Annotated in this window: 16 protein-coding genes and 1 tRNA gene; 10 read left to right on the top strand and 7 right to left on the bottom strand. The window is 42.8% G+C overall.

The genetic code is table 11. From position 1 onward, the window contains the following. Positions 1–37: 37 nt before the first annotated feature. Complete coding sequence (locus FHS86_RS06280; protein ID WP_429412125.1) at positions 38–442, bottom strand: DUF134 domain-containing protein; 405 nt, start codon at positions 440–442, stop codon at positions 38–40. A gap of 266 nt (positions 443–708) precedes the next feature. On the opposite strand from FHS86_RS06280, the gene FHS86_RS06275 reads away from it, so the two are divergent. The 5 genes from FHS86_RS06275 to FHS86_RS06255 are packed head-to-tail and all read left to right on the top strand — an operon-like array spanning position 709 to position 3,613. Further along, the gene (locus FHS86_RS06275; protein WP_429412124.1) at positions 709–1,113 is read left to right on the top strand and encodes a DUF134 domain-containing protein; all 405 of its coding nucleotides are present in this window, start codon (positions 709–711) and stop codon (positions 1,111–1,113) included. 22 nt (positions 1,114–1,135) lie between these two features. Continuing rightward, complete coding sequence (locus FHS86_RS06270; protein ID WP_429412123.1) at positions 1,136–1,453, top strand: NifB/NifX family molybdenum-iron cluster-binding protein; 318 nt, start codon at positions 1,136–1,138, stop codon at positions 1,451–1,453. 36 nt (positions 1,454–1,489) lie between these two features. Next, the gene (locus FHS86_RS06265) at positions 1,490–1,828 is read left to right on the top strand and encodes a NifB/NifX family molybdenum-iron cluster-binding protein (protein WP_429412122.1); all 339 of its coding nucleotides are present in this window, start codon (positions 1,490–1,492) and stop codon (positions 1,826–1,828) included. 2 nt (positions 1,829–1,830) lie between these two features. Next, entirely contained in the window at positions 1,831–2,727 is an 897-nt protein-coding gene (locus FHS86_RS06260) for a nucleotide-binding protein (RefSeq protein WP_429412121.1), read from the top strand. Between the two features lie 10 nt (positions 2,728–2,737). Further along, complete coding sequence (locus FHS86_RS06255; RefSeq protein ID WP_429412120.1) at positions 2,738–3,613, top strand: ATP-binding protein; 876 nt, start codon at positions 2,738–2,740, stop codon at positions 3,611–3,613. A gap of 108 nt (positions 3,614–3,721) precedes the next feature. On the opposite strand, the gene FHS86_RS06250 is transcribed toward FHS86_RS06255, so the two are convergent. Genes FHS86_RS06250 through FHS86_RS06235 form a run of 4 tightly spaced genes read right to left on the bottom strand, consistent with a single transcriptional unit; the run spans position 3,722 to position 7,863 of the window. After that, the gene (locus FHS86_RS06250) at positions 3,722–4,645 is read right to left on the bottom strand and encodes a DUF4340 domain-containing protein (protein ID WP_429412119.1); all 924 of its coding nucleotides are present in this window, start codon (positions 4,643–4,645) and stop codon (positions 3,722–3,724) included. Between the two features lie 14 nt (positions 4,646–4,659). Continuing rightward, positions 4,660–6,174, bottom strand: coding sequence for a GldG family protein (locus FHS86_RS06245; protein ID WP_429412118.1), 1,515 nt, complete (start codon positions 6,172–6,174; stop codon positions 4,660–4,662). Between the two features lie 17 nt (positions 6,175–6,191). Next, on the bottom strand, positions 6,192–6,908 hold the full coding sequence (locus tag FHS86_RS06240) for an ABC transporter permease (RefSeq protein WP_429412117.1): 717 nt from the start codon (positions 6,906–6,908) through the stop codon (positions 6,192–6,194). A gap of 25 nt (positions 6,909–6,933) precedes the next feature. Further along, positions 6,934–7,863, bottom strand: a complete 930-nt coding sequence (locus tag FHS86_RS06235; RefSeq protein ID WP_429412116.1) for an ATP-binding cassette domain-containing protein — start codon at positions 7,861–7,863, stop codon at positions 6,934–6,936. Between the two features lie 281 nt (positions 7,864–8,144). Between FHS86_RS06235 and udk the strand changes: the two genes are divergently transcribed. The 3 genes from udk (at position 8,145) to FHS86_RS06220 (ending at position 11,113) form a co-directional block, all read left to right on the top strand. After that, positions 8,145–8,759 carry a uridine kinase gene (gene udk, locus FHS86_RS06230; RefSeq protein ID WP_429412115.1) on the top strand — a complete coding sequence of 205 codons (615 nt, stop codon included), beginning with the start codon at positions 8,145–8,147 and terminating at the stop codon, positions 8,757–8,759. Between the two features lie 35 nt (positions 8,760–8,794). Then, positions 8,795–9,517 carry a 3'-5' exonuclease gene (locus tag FHS86_RS06225; protein WP_429412114.1) on the top strand — a complete coding sequence of 241 codons (723 nt, stop codon included), beginning with the start codon at positions 8,795–8,797 and terminating at the stop codon, positions 9,515–9,517. 189 nt (positions 9,518–9,706) lie between these two features. Further along, the gene (locus tag FHS86_RS06220; protein WP_429412113.1) at positions 9,707–11,113 is read left to right on the top strand and encodes a type III PLP-dependent enzyme domain-containing protein; all 1,407 of its coding nucleotides are present in this window, start codon (positions 9,707–9,709) and stop codon (positions 11,111–11,113) included. A gap of 115 nt (positions 11,114–11,228) precedes the next feature. On the opposite strand, the gene FHS86_RS06215 is transcribed toward FHS86_RS06220, so the two are convergent. After that, positions 11,229–12,521: an aminotransferase class I/II-fold pyridoxal phosphate-dependent enzyme gene (locus FHS86_RS06215; protein ID WP_429412112.1), complete on the bottom strand. Its 1,293-nt coding sequence runs from the start codon at positions 12,519–12,521 to the stop codon at positions 11,229–11,231. A 170-nt stretch (positions 12,522–12,691) separates the two neighbouring features. On the opposite strand from FHS86_RS06215, the gene FHS86_RS06210 reads away from it, so the two are divergent. Then, positions 12,692–13,222, top strand: coding sequence for a DUF7935 family protein (locus FHS86_RS06210; protein WP_429412111.1), 531 nt, complete (start codon positions 12,692–12,694; stop codon positions 13,220–13,222). Positions 13,223–13,326: 104 nt separating this feature from the next. Here FHS86_RS06210 and FHS86_RS06205 read toward each other — a convergent pair whose 3' ends face one another. After that, positions 13,327–14,037, bottom strand: coding sequence for a hypothetical protein (locus FHS86_RS06205; RefSeq protein ID WP_429412110.1), 711 nt, complete (start codon positions 14,035–14,037; stop codon positions 13,327–13,329). Between the two features lie 113 nt (positions 14,038–14,150). On the opposite strand from FHS86_RS06205, the gene FHS86_RS06200 reads away from it, so the two are divergent. After that, positions 14,151–14,242, top strand: a tRNA-Ser gene (locus FHS86_RS06200). Positions 14,243–14,285 lie beyond the last annotated feature (43 nt).

Genomic DNA, 14,285 nt, shown 5'->3' with positions numbered 1-14,285 from the left:
CGTTTACAAATAATTGATGGGTGAGTACACCCTACTTTTATTCTACAATGTGCTGAATGCTTTGCGAGTTGCATAAAGGACAGGCAGAAACAACTTCTTCCTTTACCTGATTGAACTTGCAATTGCATCGTTCACATTCGTACCAGTTGCCATTAAAAACAGCACTTCCTCCTTCAAGGGTTATTTGACGGGCCTCGGTAATTGCTGTTGCAATTTTCTTTCGTGCTCTTTCATAAATACGGGTTAAAGTTGGTCTCGAAACCTGCATCAACACCGATGCATCGAGCTGCGAAAGCCCTTCATAATCGAGTAACCTGATCACCTCATATTCTTCAATATTTAACTGAACAGGATCCGACTGATCTTTATAATAACCTATCGGAATAAAACCTCTTACGCGAGGTGGAATCTGCACCTTGCTTACTTGTCGTGGTCGCGGCATCTTTGATCAATTAGTTACAAATTTATAGAACATATGTTCACTAACAAAAAATATCACTCTTTTTTTATTGAATAAAATATAAAAATTCGGAGTGAGCAGCAAACAAGACAATAACATATACTCATTATTAGCATATTATAGTGGTAAATTCGTGAACAATATCAACTCAATTGTGAAAAATACCAGCCTTAACAACAAGTCTCATTTAAAAATATTCAGGCAGCATTAAATCAAGTGAGAATATTCTCATTATATTTGCAGAAAAAATGCCACGAAATCAAAATCCGAGAAAAATTGCAGCTCCGCCCCGTTTTAAGGGCTTCCGTCCCTACGGATGTCGAAAACACAACGAGCTTGCGGTAGAACTGCTCTTTGAGGAATACGAAGCCATAAAACTGGCCGACTACAAACTGATGAATCACCAGGAAGCTGCTTTATTAATGGGAATTTCAAGACCTACTTTTGCAAGAATATACGAAGCAGCCCGTCGCAAAATAGCCATGGCACTGGTCGAAACACGCGAAATAGTGAGTGTAACAGGGAATAGTTTCACTGACAAAAGCTGGTATAGCTGCAATTCCTGTCATGCGCGTTTCACTCTTTCGGGTAAACAGCTAAATCACAATTGCCCCCTATGTAAAAGTGAGCATATTGAAGCAATTATTAATTAAACAAGTACAAAAGGATACAAGAATGAAAACATTAATCAGCTCAACGGGAAATCAGCTCAATCTCCCTATGGATAAGCGCTTTGGCAGAGCAAAATGGTTTTGCATATACGACCACGAAAAGCAAAGCACTGAATTCATCGAAAACCACTATGCCGACAGTCAGGGTGGTGCCGGCAATCAAACCGCCACTTTTGTGGTTGAACTCGGTGTACAACAAGTTATTTCGGGTCATTTTGGCCCCAAAGCAAAGGCCATTCTTGAACAATTCGACATCCAGCTAATTGAAAGTGAAGCGACTCCAAGCATTGAGGCCTTGATTGAAAAGCTTCGAAACAATTAAAATTATTCAATGTAACAAATTCAAAAAACAACTACAATGAAACAAAAAATTGCCATCCCGGTAAGTAACGGTGTTCTGGACGCCCACTTTGGACACTGCCAGCACTTTATGATCTTTACCACCGAAAACAAAACCATCGTCGAAACCACCATGCTTGATGCGCCACCTCATGAACCAGGATTACTGCCACGCTGGTTATCTGAAAAAGGAGTGACCGACATCATTGCCGGCGGAATGGGCAACAAGGCCATTAGCCTTTTTCAGCAAAATGGAGTGAATGTATTTGTAGGCGCTCCCCAACTTGAAGCACGAAGGCTGGTTGAAAGTTTTTTTAATCAAACCATTTCGTTCACTGCCAATTATTGCGATCATTAACAATGAGCTTTAAACTGGCAATAGCAAGTGGTAAAGGAGGTACAGGAAAAACGACCATCGCCATCAATCTCTATTACTATTTAAGCAGATTGATGGAACAGGAGGTGACGCTGGTCGACTGCGATGTTGAGGTCCCAAATGATGTGCTGTTCTTCAGGGATGCCCAGCTTAACGCTACTCAAAAGGTGGAACAGTTGATTCCGCACATTAATCAGGAGAAATGTACCTTCTGCGGAAGCTGTGTCGAATACTGCAGCTTCAATGCTATTTCACTGATAAAATCGCTTCATCACGCAAGCATCAGCTCCGATCTGTGTCATTCGTGTGGTGCATGCTTGCTTGCTTGTCAATACGATGCCATTAGCGAGCATCCCAAGGAGGTTGGTATCGTCAATTACTATTCAACTCCTTTTGGTGCCGGATTAAGCGAAGGCAGGCTCAACATTGGCTCATCGATGCAAACCTTTATGATCAAAGCAACAAAGCAACAGGCTCCAAAGGGAAAAGCCATTACCATCATGGATGCCCCTCCCGGAACCAGTTGTCCTGTTGTTGAAACGGTTGCCGATGCCGACTACGTTGTTCTGGTTGCAGAACCTACGCCCTTTGGACTTCACGACATGAAGCTGATGGTAAGCTTGCTGAACGACCTTCATCTTCCTTTTGGCATTGTCGTCAACAAGTACGGTTACGGTTCGGACGAAACGCTTGATTTCATCAACGAAAACCAGCTTGATTTACTGGCTAAGATCCCATTCGACCGTGCTTATGCCAACGCATACTCAAAAGGACAGCTTACCTCGGGGAGCAGTGATTCAATAAAAAATACTTTTAGCATGCTGACCCAAAAAATAGTTGACGTTTACCAGCAACAAAACAGCAATACACTTCACCAGTAAAAGCGGAGCGATGAAAGAACTTACCATATTGAGCGGTAAAGGAGGAACAGGAAAAACTTCAGTCACTGCAGCCCTGGCATCACTTGCTGGCAAGGTGGTGTATTGCGACAACGATGTAGATGCGCCTGATTTGCATCTTATTTTCAATCCGGTGATCCAACACAAAAACCAATTTAAGGGTGCATGGGTCGCCTCAATCAACCCTGAGTTATGTAATGGTTGTGGCATTTGCGCTGAACATTGCCGTTTCGATGCCATTGCATTCAATGGTGATCAGTATCAAGCAAATCCCTATCACTGCGAAGGTTGCCGCCTTTGTGAAAAGGTATGTCCGACAGGTGCTGCCACCACCGAACAGAGTACCAAAAACAACTGGTACCTTTCATCAACGCGTTTTGGCCCCTTGTTTCATGCCACGATGGCCCCGGGCGAGGAAAACTCGGGAAAACTGGTCGCCTTGTTGCGTGAAAAAGCAAAAGAACAGGCCCAAAAGGAGGGCTTTCAACTCCTGATCAACGATGGCCCTCCGGGTACCGGCTGTACGGCTATTTCGTCGGTTACCGGGAGCGACCATGTGCTGCTGGTAATTGAACCATCGCTTTCGGGTGTTCACGATGCCAAAAGGGTAATTGAACTGGTGAAAGGTTTTAACATTCCCTTGTCGGCCATTATCAACAAATACGACATCAACGAAAGTATTAGTTCCGAAATAGAACACTTTCTTCAAAAAGAAGGAATCAACTACCTGGGCAAACTACCTTTTGCAGGCGAAGTGGTCAAGGCCATGATGCAGCGTCAGACGATCATCGAATTTGCTCCCAAAGCACCAATCAGCAGGGAACTAAACTTAATCTGGACTCAACTGCAAACAATCCTTGAAAATTGATTAATAGGACAAGAAATGATTCATAAGGCCTGGGTATATGTAGCCCCATCATAAAAAAGGCCTCCATCCCGGAGGCCCATTTTACTGAATTGATTGATTGCGTTCGCTCTATTTAGATCGAAACGTTGATTGTGAAACGAAAATAGTTCCGATTTTAGTATCATCATTGAACCAAACTCCTGCATTTTCTGAACTTGAAAGCACTTTTTCACCATTCACACTTTTAACTGTCAACTGAATAGCTTCCAAATTCTCTCTCTCAATGGTAAGACGATAGGTATTAGCCGCCACTTCCACTGCTTCATCATAAATGCTGTTAGCATTCTGCACCTTTAATTTGTTGATATAAGCGGCCACTGCTGCCGAATCGGCCGGAACATTACCAAGCATCCAAATATCATTGCTTTTTGACAATACAAACGACGAATCACCCGGATAATCAAAACTCAATTGCTTCCAGTTGGCAATACGGTCGTCAATCAGTGTTTTGTCTCGAAGATCATTCAGCTTTCTATTAAAGGTACTCCCTAAAAAACCTTCCACTTTGTAGGTTTCTTTGCTACCTTCGGGCCTCACATAGGAAAACATGCCTCGGGGCTGGACAAACTGAAACTTGCCAATGTACAAATCGGCTACCACTTTGTTATCGTCAAAAAGCTGAACCCTGCTGGCCAGAGAATCACTCACTTCATAATGCTCCCATCGTTCTTTGCTATTGGCCACAATGCTTTTGGCTTCGAGGTTCTTCAAGGTACTGAGCATGCCTTCAATCTGACTGTTATTTGCCTTGAAGCTTTGCTTGTTCTTCACCAGTTTCCATCCAGCATTCTCATTTTCTATATCAAAGCTTTCACCGTTCATTACTTTGGGATAAAGCCTTATTTTGCTGATATTTTCTGTCTCGACCTGTATCAGTTGCCGGTCGAACGAACGTTCACGATATCCCTCTTTTCGGCTGAAAAGAACAACAACCAAAACGAGTAAGACCATAAAAACAACGAACAGCCTTGTATTTTTTATTTTCTTTCGCATCGTTTTCCAATGTTTTAGTTCACATAATTATCCTGCATCCGTTTAATCCGTAAACTACGGTTTCGCTGGCCTCTTAGAATTCCGTAAAGAATTATCAAAAGCACAGGCAAGAGAAAATTAAGGTATTTCAGGAAGGTTTTCCTTCCGTCTTCAATCTGATCGAGCGGACGACTCGTAACCCCTTTGGTGCGCAATTCAATCAGCCCCGTATCGTCCGAGAGCCAGTCAATGGCATTCACCATCAGATTCACATTGTCGGGATTGACCTGTTGGGCCTGTTGTCCACTACCGTTGATAGCAAAATCTCCATCACCAATAACTACCATTCTGTTCTTTGCATATTCCGAAAAAGTACCCTCAAAGGCATAGGCCACTGGGATTTCAGACTCAGAAAAGTCGTTACGGCTCCATTGTTTTTGAATATCGAAATACAGGGGTGGCCTGACTTTCCCCGATACACTTGAGGTAAAAGCCAGCGGAGTGGCCATAATGGCCGAATCGCCGGTAAAATTTACAGGACTGGCAAAGCGCAAGATGACGGTCTCAAGCCCTTTGCTCACCGGATGATCGGCAAAGTGCGTAAGGATAGGCAAATAGGGAAATTTTACCTGTGTTTGAAATTTGAATGGTCCCTGCTGTTGAACCACCGTAACATTGCTGCTCGAATTATCGATCAGAAACTGATTCTCGACCACTATGCCTTTTTGGGCCAGCCAGCTTTCAAGCCCTGTATTGACCTCACTTCCCATCGAAGTGGATAAATCACCATCGACCCTGTTCATGGCTACAAACAGGTTTCCCCCCTTGTCGAGATATGCATCAATCATTCTCAGTTCTTCCTCCGAAATTGAGTCCGACGGAGCCATCAAAGCAAGGGTTTTGTATTGGGCCAGCTCAACCGTATCGGCCAGCTCAACTGCTTCAACATTGTTTAAAACCTGCAAGGACTGAAGTGCCTGAACCATCTCATTGAGTTCCGGCTCTCCATGTCCCTGAATAAAGCCAATAAGTGGTTTGTCTTCAAGCACCAGTTTTTTGATGGCAGTCGACAAGTCATATTCCATGGCGGTTCCCGGCAAAATCAGCGGTAACACTTCCTCCTTTTCACCATATTGTACCACCGCCGAGAGGTAGACCGTTTTTTGTACCGCCTGGTCCTTTTCCCTTACATTCAGAATGCGCGGGGCGATTCCTTTCTGTGCCAGTTCCTGCTCCAGTTCCTGATCGTCGTTGGGGCTTACAAATTCGTACACCACATTTCCTTTCGATAAGTTCGCATATTCGACAAGCAGGTCTTTGAACTCATTTTTCACCTGCACGATGGCGGGCGGTAAATCTTTTGTAAAATAAGCAGTTACCGTTACCGGATCGTCCAGTTCGCGAACGATTTCACGGCTGGCCTTACTCAGGGTATAGCGCTTATCCGAAGTAAAGTCGGCCCGAATGAAATAGCGCGCTGAAAGTATATTGACCAACACCACGATTCCGGTGGTGAGTAGTACATATATTAAAAGTTTACTTTTATTCATAGTCGCTTAACTTTAACTTATTTACGATTAACCAATACCGATTCGGCTCCCATCAGTCCCAGGAAAATGATGGAAAAGAAATACACCAGATCTTTCGAGTCGAGCACTCCCCTGCTGATCGATTCAAAATGGGTATTCATGCTCAGATAGTGGAAAATGCCTCCTGAAAAAGCAGGCAGGCTTCCGGCCAGCACATCAAAAATTACATGGAAAAGGATGCCGATTAAAAGGGCGAGCAAAAAGGCAACGATTTGATTGTTGGTGACACTGCTGGTAAATAAGCCAATACTGATGTATGCTCCGCTCATCAGTATCAGGCCAAGGTAGCCCAGCCAAACGGCTCCATGGTCGATGTCGCCCAAACTTGCAACTGTGAAATAATAAGGGAGGGTAAGGATGAGGGCCACAACAATCAGCAGCAAGGTGGCCAGAAACTTTCCGCTCACAATGTTCCATTCCGATATGGGCTTGGTCAGTAACATTTCAATGGTTCCGGTTTTTCGCTCTTCGGCAATCATGCGCATGGTAAGTGCCGGGATGAAAAAAAAGAGGGTCCAGTAAGCAATGCCAAAAAAAGCTTGCAAACTGGCCTGATTCACATAGAAAACATCGGCTCCCTTGATCCAGGTAAAGAATCCGCTGAAGCCCAAAAAGGCAACAATCATAATGTAGGCCAGCAACGAATCGAAGAACGATGCCAATTCTCTTTTGGTAACAGTCCAGATTGAATTCATATGAAAGCTATCTTTAAGTTTTACATTAATTTGCAGTTACTTCACGGAATACATCTTCCAGCTTGGTTTCAACCGGGGTCAATTCAGCGATGTACCATCCGCGTGCGGCACACAGGTCAAAAACCGCTTTGGCACTCTGGTTGCCGGGTTTACTTTGCAGCTCAAACAGGTTTCCATGCTCTGCGGCAAAATCGAGCATGGCCACCGAAGGCAGCTCCTGAAGGGCAGTAAAAGTTTCGTCGCGACTGCCTCCTTCAATACGAATCCTCAGCAATTCGTCGCCCTGAGCCTGTTTTCGAAGTTGCTCCGAAGTACCGTCGGCTACGATTTTACCCTTGTTGATAATGATGATCCGGTCGCAGGTTGCTTCTACCTCGGCCAGGATGTGTGAGCTGAGAATCACTGTTTTCTCCTTCCCGATTTTTTTAATCAGCTCCCTGATTTCAATAATCTGGTTCGGATCGAGTCCTGTTGTGGGTTCATCCAGAATCAGCACTTCGGGATCGTGAATTAGGGCCTGAGCCAGTCCAACCCTTTGCTTATACCCTTTCGATAATTCCCTGATTTTTTTGTGTTGTTCGCCTTTCAGTCCGCAGGTATTGATCATTTCGATGATCCGCTGCTTTTCCATCGATCGGGGAACTCCCTGCAAGCGGGCTACAAAGCGCAGGTAATCAATTACCGGCATTTCATAATACAAAGGGTTGCTTTCGGGTAAATAGCCAATGTGGTTTTTTACTGCTTCGGGTGATTCACTAACCGACTTTCCTCCCACTTTTACATCGCCGCTGTCCTGGGTAAGATAACAGGTGATTATTTTCATGGTCGTGGTTTTTCCGGCCCCGTTGGGTCCAAGAAAACCAAGAATTTCACCGGTTTTTACTTCAAATGATAATGAATCAACAGCTTTTTGTAAACCATAACTTTTGGTCAAGTTTTCTATTCTGATATCCATTTTCAAATAGCTTAAAATTTTCGAGTGCCGAATTTATAAAATCAGTCTTTTCTTTGTAAAATGAAAATTCAACTTTTAAAGAAATTTAACAGTACAAAGATGTGTCGGCTTAAACAATTTAAACTTGTACATTATAATGACGAATAAGGATGAAGTGAATTCAATCAAAGCAAAGAAATACCTTTGGCATTGAGAATTGAAAAAAGCGAAGCAGAACAAAAATTACGAATTATGAATGGCTCAATTGAATTATATTTTATTTTTGAACAAAAGCTTAAATAATGATTGTAATTGGTATCGCAGGAGGAACAGGATCGGGTAAAACAACCGTTGTAAAGGAAATTACCCGAAAAATAGATCAAAAAAATGTAGTCATCATTCCACAGGATGCCTACTACCGTGACAATGAAAACATGCCGCTTGAAGAACGGCAGAAAATAAATTTTGACCATCCCGATTCCATTGAATTTGAATTGCTGATCGAACATATCAAACAACTCAAAAAGGGCCTGACCGTTCAGCAACCGATATATTCCTATCTTACATGCACCCGCTCGGAAGAAACCATTACCGTTCATCCCAGTCATGTGGTAATTATTGAAGGAATACTCTGCCTCTCCCCCGCCAATTTGCGGGCCCTGATGGACATCAAAGTGTTTGTTGACTGTGAAGCCGACTTGCGCCTTTCGAGGGTCATCAAACGCGACATTATTGAGCGTGGGCGCGGAGTTGATCAAACCCTTACCCGTTATGAAGAAACAGTACGCCCCATGCACCTGCAGTTCATTGAACCCAGTAAGCGTTATGCCGATATTATTGTACCCCAGGGAGGAAAAAACAAGGTAGCTATTAATATTTTAACGCAATTCATTGAAAAACAACTCAACGAATTATAACTTTGGTTCGACAGAAAACAAAGCGACCCAACATCATGCTCAATCACATTAACATCGAAAGCATCCTTTTTCTCGATATAGAAACAGTACCTCTTTTCCCTTCGTTTGATGATCAACCTGAAAAGCTGCAAAAGCTGTGGGATAAAAAGTCATTGCATTTCAGAGATGAAAGCCAGGACGCATCGGATGTTTATCAAAGAGCCGGAATTTATGCTGAGTTTGGCAAAATTATCTGTATCTCAGTGGGAACCCTTTATCAAAAGCAGGGTGAACCGCGTTTCAGGGTGAAATCGTATGCAGGCAGCGACGAAAAAAAATTGCTATACGATTTCGTCAACATGCTCGATAATTTTTCGAAACATGGCGGAGTTAAACTTTGTGCCCACAATGGGCAGGAATTTGATTACCCATACATTGCCCGCCGTTGCCTCATTAACGGAGTTGCTATTCCAAAAATCCTTGACATTGCCGGAGCCAAACCCTGGGAAGTAAAAGATATACTATTAGATACCCTTCAGCTTTGGAAATTTGGCGATTACAAACATTTCACTTCGCTTGATTTACTTTGTGCCATCTTCGAAATTCCAACACCGAAGGATGACATTGATGGAAGTCAGGTTGCCGATGTATTTTACAAGGAAAACGACCTCGACCGCATCATCCGTTATTGCGAAAAGGATGTATTTGCCCTGGCACAGCTTTTTCTTCGCTACCAGGGCAGGCAAATACTGCCACCCGAAGCTTTTGAAAGCGCTTAAAATATAATCAACAACAAGCTATCAACCAACACCATAATACAGAAAACATACTTTAAGCCATCGATTTAGGACAACGAATAGGGACGCAAGCTGTGAATTGTGCCAATCATTTTCTATTTTGTTAAAAAAAATGGTTTATTTGCAAAAACATAATTGGTAAACAAAAACATATACAGAACACTGATTTAGATGAAGAATACGTACTTTGATTTGATTGAACAGAGCTATTATTTTCCTCAGGAAGGCTTTGACTTAAGGGATGGTTACCTATCCTTCCAGGGGATCTCACTCAAATACCTGATCGACAAATACGGAACACCTTTTCGTTTTATCTATCTGCCCAGGATAGGTGATCAAATTAAAAAGGCGCGCAACCTGTTTAAACGCTCAATGAAAAAATATGGTTATCAGGGAAAGTACCATTATTGCTATTGCACCAAGTGTAATCACTTTTATCATGTAATCAGCGAAGCATTAAACAACAATGTAAATCTTGAAACCTCTTCTTCCTTCGATATTGACCTGATTCTGCGTCTTTACAAGGAAAAGAAGATTGACAAAAACAGAATCATTGTTCACAATGGCTATAAAACCGATGACTATCTCAGGAAGATCATTCATCTACAGGAAATTGGTTTTAAGCACACCATCACCATACTCGACAGCACCAACGAGCTGCGACGCATCGAAAAACTGGCCAACGGGCAAACCATAAAAATTGGCCTGCGAATGGCCATTAACGAAGAGCCACAATCGGCCTACTATACTTCGCGACTGGGAATCAGGCATACCGAAATGCTCGATTTCTTCAATGAAAACATCAAAGACAACAAGAAGGTCGAATTGCGCATGCTGCACTTTTTTGTTGATTCAGGCATTAAGGACAGCCTCTATTACTGGGGTGAATTCCAGCGCGCATTAAACCTGTACATCGAACTGAAGAAGCAATGCGAAACATTGGTTGACTTCAACCTGGGAGGCGGATTTCCCATTCGCAACCACCTTGGCTTCGAATACAGCTATGAGTACATGATCGACGAGATCGTAAAAAACATCAAGGAATCGTGCGACAAGGAAGACATTCCGGAGCCCAACATTTACACCGAATTTGGTAAGTACACGGTGGGCGAAAGTGGAGCCATCGTTTTTAAGGTGCTCGAACAAAAGCAGCAAAACGACACCGAGAGCTGGTACATTATCGACAACAGTTTGATGAACACCATCCCCGATGCCTGGTCGATTCACGAGAAATTTATTCTGTTGCCCATTAACAAGTGGGACAACGAATACAAGCGGGTAAACATTGGAGGGATCAGTTGCGATCATTCCGACTATTACAACTCTGAGGACTTTAACCAGGAAGTATTGCTTCCTTCGTACTCCGACGAAGAAAAAGATCCGCTTTACCTGGGTTTCTTCCACACGGGAGCTTATCAGGATGCAATCAGCGGCTACGGTGGAATTAAGCATTGTCTGATTCCGTCGCCCAAGCATGTCATCATCGACAGGGATGAAAAAGGCAATTTCTTCGACTATGTTTACCGTAATGAACAATCGGCTGAAGAAATGTTCAAAATACTTGGCTACAACAAGTAGCCTTTTTTTTTATTTTTTTTACCCGCTTGCGATTTTCGAATTGCAAGCGGGTTTTTTATGCATTAAAAAGGCCGCCCTGAACGGACAGCCTTCAATATTCTGAATTCTAAAAAGACTACGCTTTTACAATTTTACAGGCCTCATAAATGCCTTCAAAGAGTTCGTTAACATCCGATGCAGCAACTGCCGAATAGGCAATCCGAATTACATTGTTCAGATTAATGATTCCGATGCTGAACTTTTCGATCAAGACCTGACGAACCGCCTCACCATCAATTCCGTCCGCCAGCTGCACACACATAAAATAACCCGAGTTGTATGGCAGGGCTGAAAAATATTCCTTGTATTTGTCTTCTTTCAAAGCCTCCTTAACCGCATTGTAACGGGTTTGCATAATTTGATGCTTGTCCTTTTTCTGCTGTGCATACCCCTCATCTTCAAAGGCCTGAAGTAACAGCGATTGTGATAAGTTGGATGCATTGGAGATGTTACCGCGAACAGCACCCGCTGTTTTGGCTTCGAGGGCAGTATAAAGTACGGCATCGCCGTTTTTGATACCAAAGGTTACAAAGCCAACCCTGAAACCCCACACATAATCTTCTTTGGTAGGTCCGTCCACTTTTACAGCCAGCACATTTTCGTGCACGTCGCTCAGGGCTGCAAAAATGCTTTCACCGGCAATTCCTTCTTCGTACACCAGACCAAAATAGGCATCGTCGGTAATGGCCACAATTTTATTTCCCTTTTCAGCGGCTTCTCTGATAATGTCGATAATACCGGTGTACTCTTCAAAAGTTGGTGAATAGCCCGAAGGGTTATTGGGGAAATTGAGAATCACCACTTTCTTACCGATGCTTCCTTCGTTCAATTTGGCTTTAAAAGCATCCAGATCGAAAGCTCCTTCATTAAAAATGGAAAAAGTTCCTAACCGGGCTCCATAAGCATGGTTCAGGATGAGATTATAATTTCCCCAGAAAAGACTGGGAACAATTACTTCTTCGCCTTCGTCGAGGAAGAGGTAGCCGGCCATGCTTACACCATGCGTCAGCGCGTTGGTCACCACGGGCAGACTAATTACTTTGTCCTTCATCGAGGGATTCTTTTCATACATCATGCTTCTCCACTTAGCACGAATATCGGGCCTTCCATAGCTCGGTGCATAAGGAAATGCCAGCGATGGATCAATACCTATTTTGTCGGCGATGGCTGGCAAGCGCATCGGGCTGTTGTCATCTTCGATGGCAGCTCCTATGGTTGCATTGATTCTTGTTCCTTTTGCATCGGCAGTTTGACCTAAAATTCCCTTTTTAGGGAAAAATATGTTTTTACCTCTTTCAGATAGGAGTTCGTATACTACCGGATTTTTTTCCTGGATAATTTTGTTCAATTCTTCTGCTTGCGGATTCATTTCAAATTCGGTTTTTGTACGTTAATCGTTTATAGTAAAGCTAAAAAATGTTTAATATTGCAGAACGCGTGCAAGATATTAAATATTAAAGAATAATCCGTTTCCCGCGTAACACTTTGCTAGTATTTTTCATCGATTTTTTAACATTTGTAACCAAAACACTCCATAATATGAACTGGCCGAAAATTATAGAACAATCGATCGCCCTGCTGTTTCCCTTAATCATTGTCTTTCTTTTTGTTTATTACATGCTCAAATCCTTCTTCGATCAGTTTGAAAAACAACGAAAACAGGAACGACTGCTTAAGTTTTCCGAAGAAACACTTCCGATACGACTTCAGGCTTACGAACGGCTGAGCTTGTTCATGGAGCGGATAAAACCCGAGTCGATGATCATGCGAAAAGCGAAAAGTGGAATGAGTACCCGCGATCTACAACAGGCCCTGCTTGAAAATATTCGCGAAGAATACGAACACAATCTCTCACAACAGATCTACATTTCGGCTGAGTGCTGGTCGATGATTGGAGCAGCACGACAAAGCATCATGCAGTTAATCAGCTCAACAGCCGACGAATATCCTCCCGATTCACCTTACATGGAATATGCCACCGACCTGCTCGAATCGTATGCTTCGGCCAGTGACGACCCTTTAACTTTGGCGCTTAATTTTTTACAAAAAGAAGTCAGGGAAATCATGTAAAATTTCACCATCGCTGATTAACTGATTTTTTGTCACAAAAAAAGCAGCAGTTTGAAAAGAAAATACTTTCCTAACTGCTGCATTATTTTAAAACAAGTGTATGCTTATGGCCTGATCAGTTTTTCGTGATACAGTTTTTGAATGCCCTTCAAAACGTGTGGTTCAATTTTTTCAGAATAAATCCTTACAATCTCCACCACCCGGTCGTGTTTCATAAAATATCCCAAAGCTGCATCGAAGCGGGTTTCGAGCCAATTATTCCGCACTTTCTGCGTCAGGTTGGCAAAATCGTCGAAAGATAATCGCTCTGGAATTTCGATGTAGGCATGATTTTTTTCTTTGGCATCGATATAAAGTCCATCACCAAGCGGATGCAAACAAAACACCTTTTTCAAACTAACCTGTACACTCACTTTCGACTGCTTATCGTTGATCATTAAGGGAGCAATTCCATGACGTGCAAAGGCTTCCTGAATAGCTCTCAGTTGACTGTAATCATCGACATGCCTTATACGCAGGGCATTATAAAAGCGATCGTTGAACTTAACAAAGGCTTTGGCTGCATCGAGCTGGTAGCCCAATTCATCGCATACCTTGTAAAAGGCGCGGGTTACATCAAAAACGGCATAAGTACGATTGATAATGAGGTAGATATACATGGGCTGGTATTCGCTGGGATATTCATTGTAATAACCCCAGAAAGGAGACGGAGATTCAAAAACCAGTGAACCAGGAATAATGTTTTGTGTTAAAGTGGTAAATTCTTCCAGTTTTTCAAGCGTTCCAAAATACTCATAGTAGTCTAAATGTTCCATAATGATTGTTATTTTAATCAGGTTTAAATAATAACAAAGTTTGGGGCTTCAAAGTTTTTCTATTGTACAACATGATTAAAAAAGCAAAAACTTTTTATATTTGCAGCCGCAAAGGAGAGCTGCCGGAGTGGTCGAACGGGGCAGACTCGAAATCTGTTGACCTGCTTATGTGGGTCCGGGGGTTCGAATCCCTCGCTCTCCGCCAAAACCAAAGCCTTGCAACTTGTTGCGGGGCTTTTTTGTTATCA

It is taken from the genome of Roseimarinus sediminis (assembly GCF_050433125.1).
GTDB classification, from domain to species: domain Bacteria; phylum Bacteroidota; class Bacteroidia; order Bacteroidales; family Prolixibacteraceae; genus Roseimarinus; species Roseimarinus sediminis.
This window is presented reverse-complemented; position numbering and strand designations above follow the sequence as displayed.

What these genes read in the sequence shown, in the direction of transcription:
- FHS86_RS06280 (WP_429412125.1), bottom strand. Translation starts at nt 442, where the DNA reads ATGCCGCGACCACGACAAGTAAGCAAGGTGCAGATTCCACCTCGCGTA.
- FHS86_RS06275 (WP_429412124.1), top strand. Translation starts at nt 709, where the DNA reads ATGCCACGAAATCAAAATCCGAGAAAAATTGCAGCTCCGCCCCGTTTT.
- FHS86_RS06270 (WP_429412123.1), top strand. Translation starts at nt 1,136, where the DNA reads ATGAAAACATTAATCAGCTCAACGGGAAATCAGCTCAATCTCCCTATG.
- FHS86_RS06265 (WP_429412122.1), top strand. Translation starts at nt 1,490, where the DNA reads ATGAAACAAAAAATTGCCATCCCGGTAAGTAACGGTGTTCTGGACGCC.
- FHS86_RS06260 (WP_429412121.1), top strand. Translation starts at nt 1,831, where the DNA reads ATGAGCTTTAAACTGGCAATAGCAAGTGGTAAAGGAGGTACAGGAAAA.
- FHS86_RS06255 (WP_429412120.1), top strand. Translation starts at nt 2,738, where the DNA reads ATGAAAGAACTTACCATATTGAGCGGTAAAGGAGGAACAGGAAAAACT.
- FHS86_RS06250 (WP_429412119.1), bottom strand. Translation starts at nt 4,645, where the DNA reads ATGCGAAAGAAAATAAAAAATACAAGGCTGTTCGTTGTTTTTATGGTC.
- FHS86_RS06245 (WP_429412118.1), bottom strand. Translation starts at nt 6,174, where the DNA reads ATGAATAAAAGTAAACTTTTAATATATGTACTACTCACCACCGGAATC.
- FHS86_RS06240 (WP_429412117.1), bottom strand. Translation starts at nt 6,908, where the DNA reads ATGAATTCAATCTGGACTGTTACCAAAAGAGAATTGGCATCGTTCTTC.
- FHS86_RS06235 (WP_429412116.1), bottom strand. Translation starts at nt 7,863, where the DNA reads ATGGATATCAGAATAGAAAACTTGACCAAAAGTTATGGTTTACAAAAA.
- udk (WP_429412115.1), top strand. Translation starts at nt 8,145, where the DNA reads ATGATTGTAATTGGTATCGCAGGAGGAACAGGATCGGGTAAAACAACC.
- FHS86_RS06225 (WP_429412114.1), top strand. Translation starts at nt 8,795, where the DNA reads ATGCTCAATCACATTAACATCGAAAGCATCCTTTTTCTCGATATAGAA.
- FHS86_RS06220 (WP_429412113.1), top strand. Translation starts at nt 9,707, where the DNA reads ATGAAGAATACGTACTTTGATTTGATTGAACAGAGCTATTATTTTCCT.
- FHS86_RS06215 (WP_429412112.1), bottom strand. Translation starts at nt 12,521, where the DNA reads ATGAATCCGCAAGCAGAAGAATTGAACAAAATTATCCAGGAAAAAAAT.
- FHS86_RS06210 (WP_429412111.1), top strand. Translation starts at nt 12,692, where the DNA reads ATGAACTGGCCGAAAATTATAGAACAATCGATCGCCCTGCTGTTTCCC.
- FHS86_RS06205 (WP_429412110.1), bottom strand. Translation starts at nt 14,037, where the DNA reads ATGGAACATTTAGACTACTATGAGTATTTTGGAACGCTTGAAAAACTG.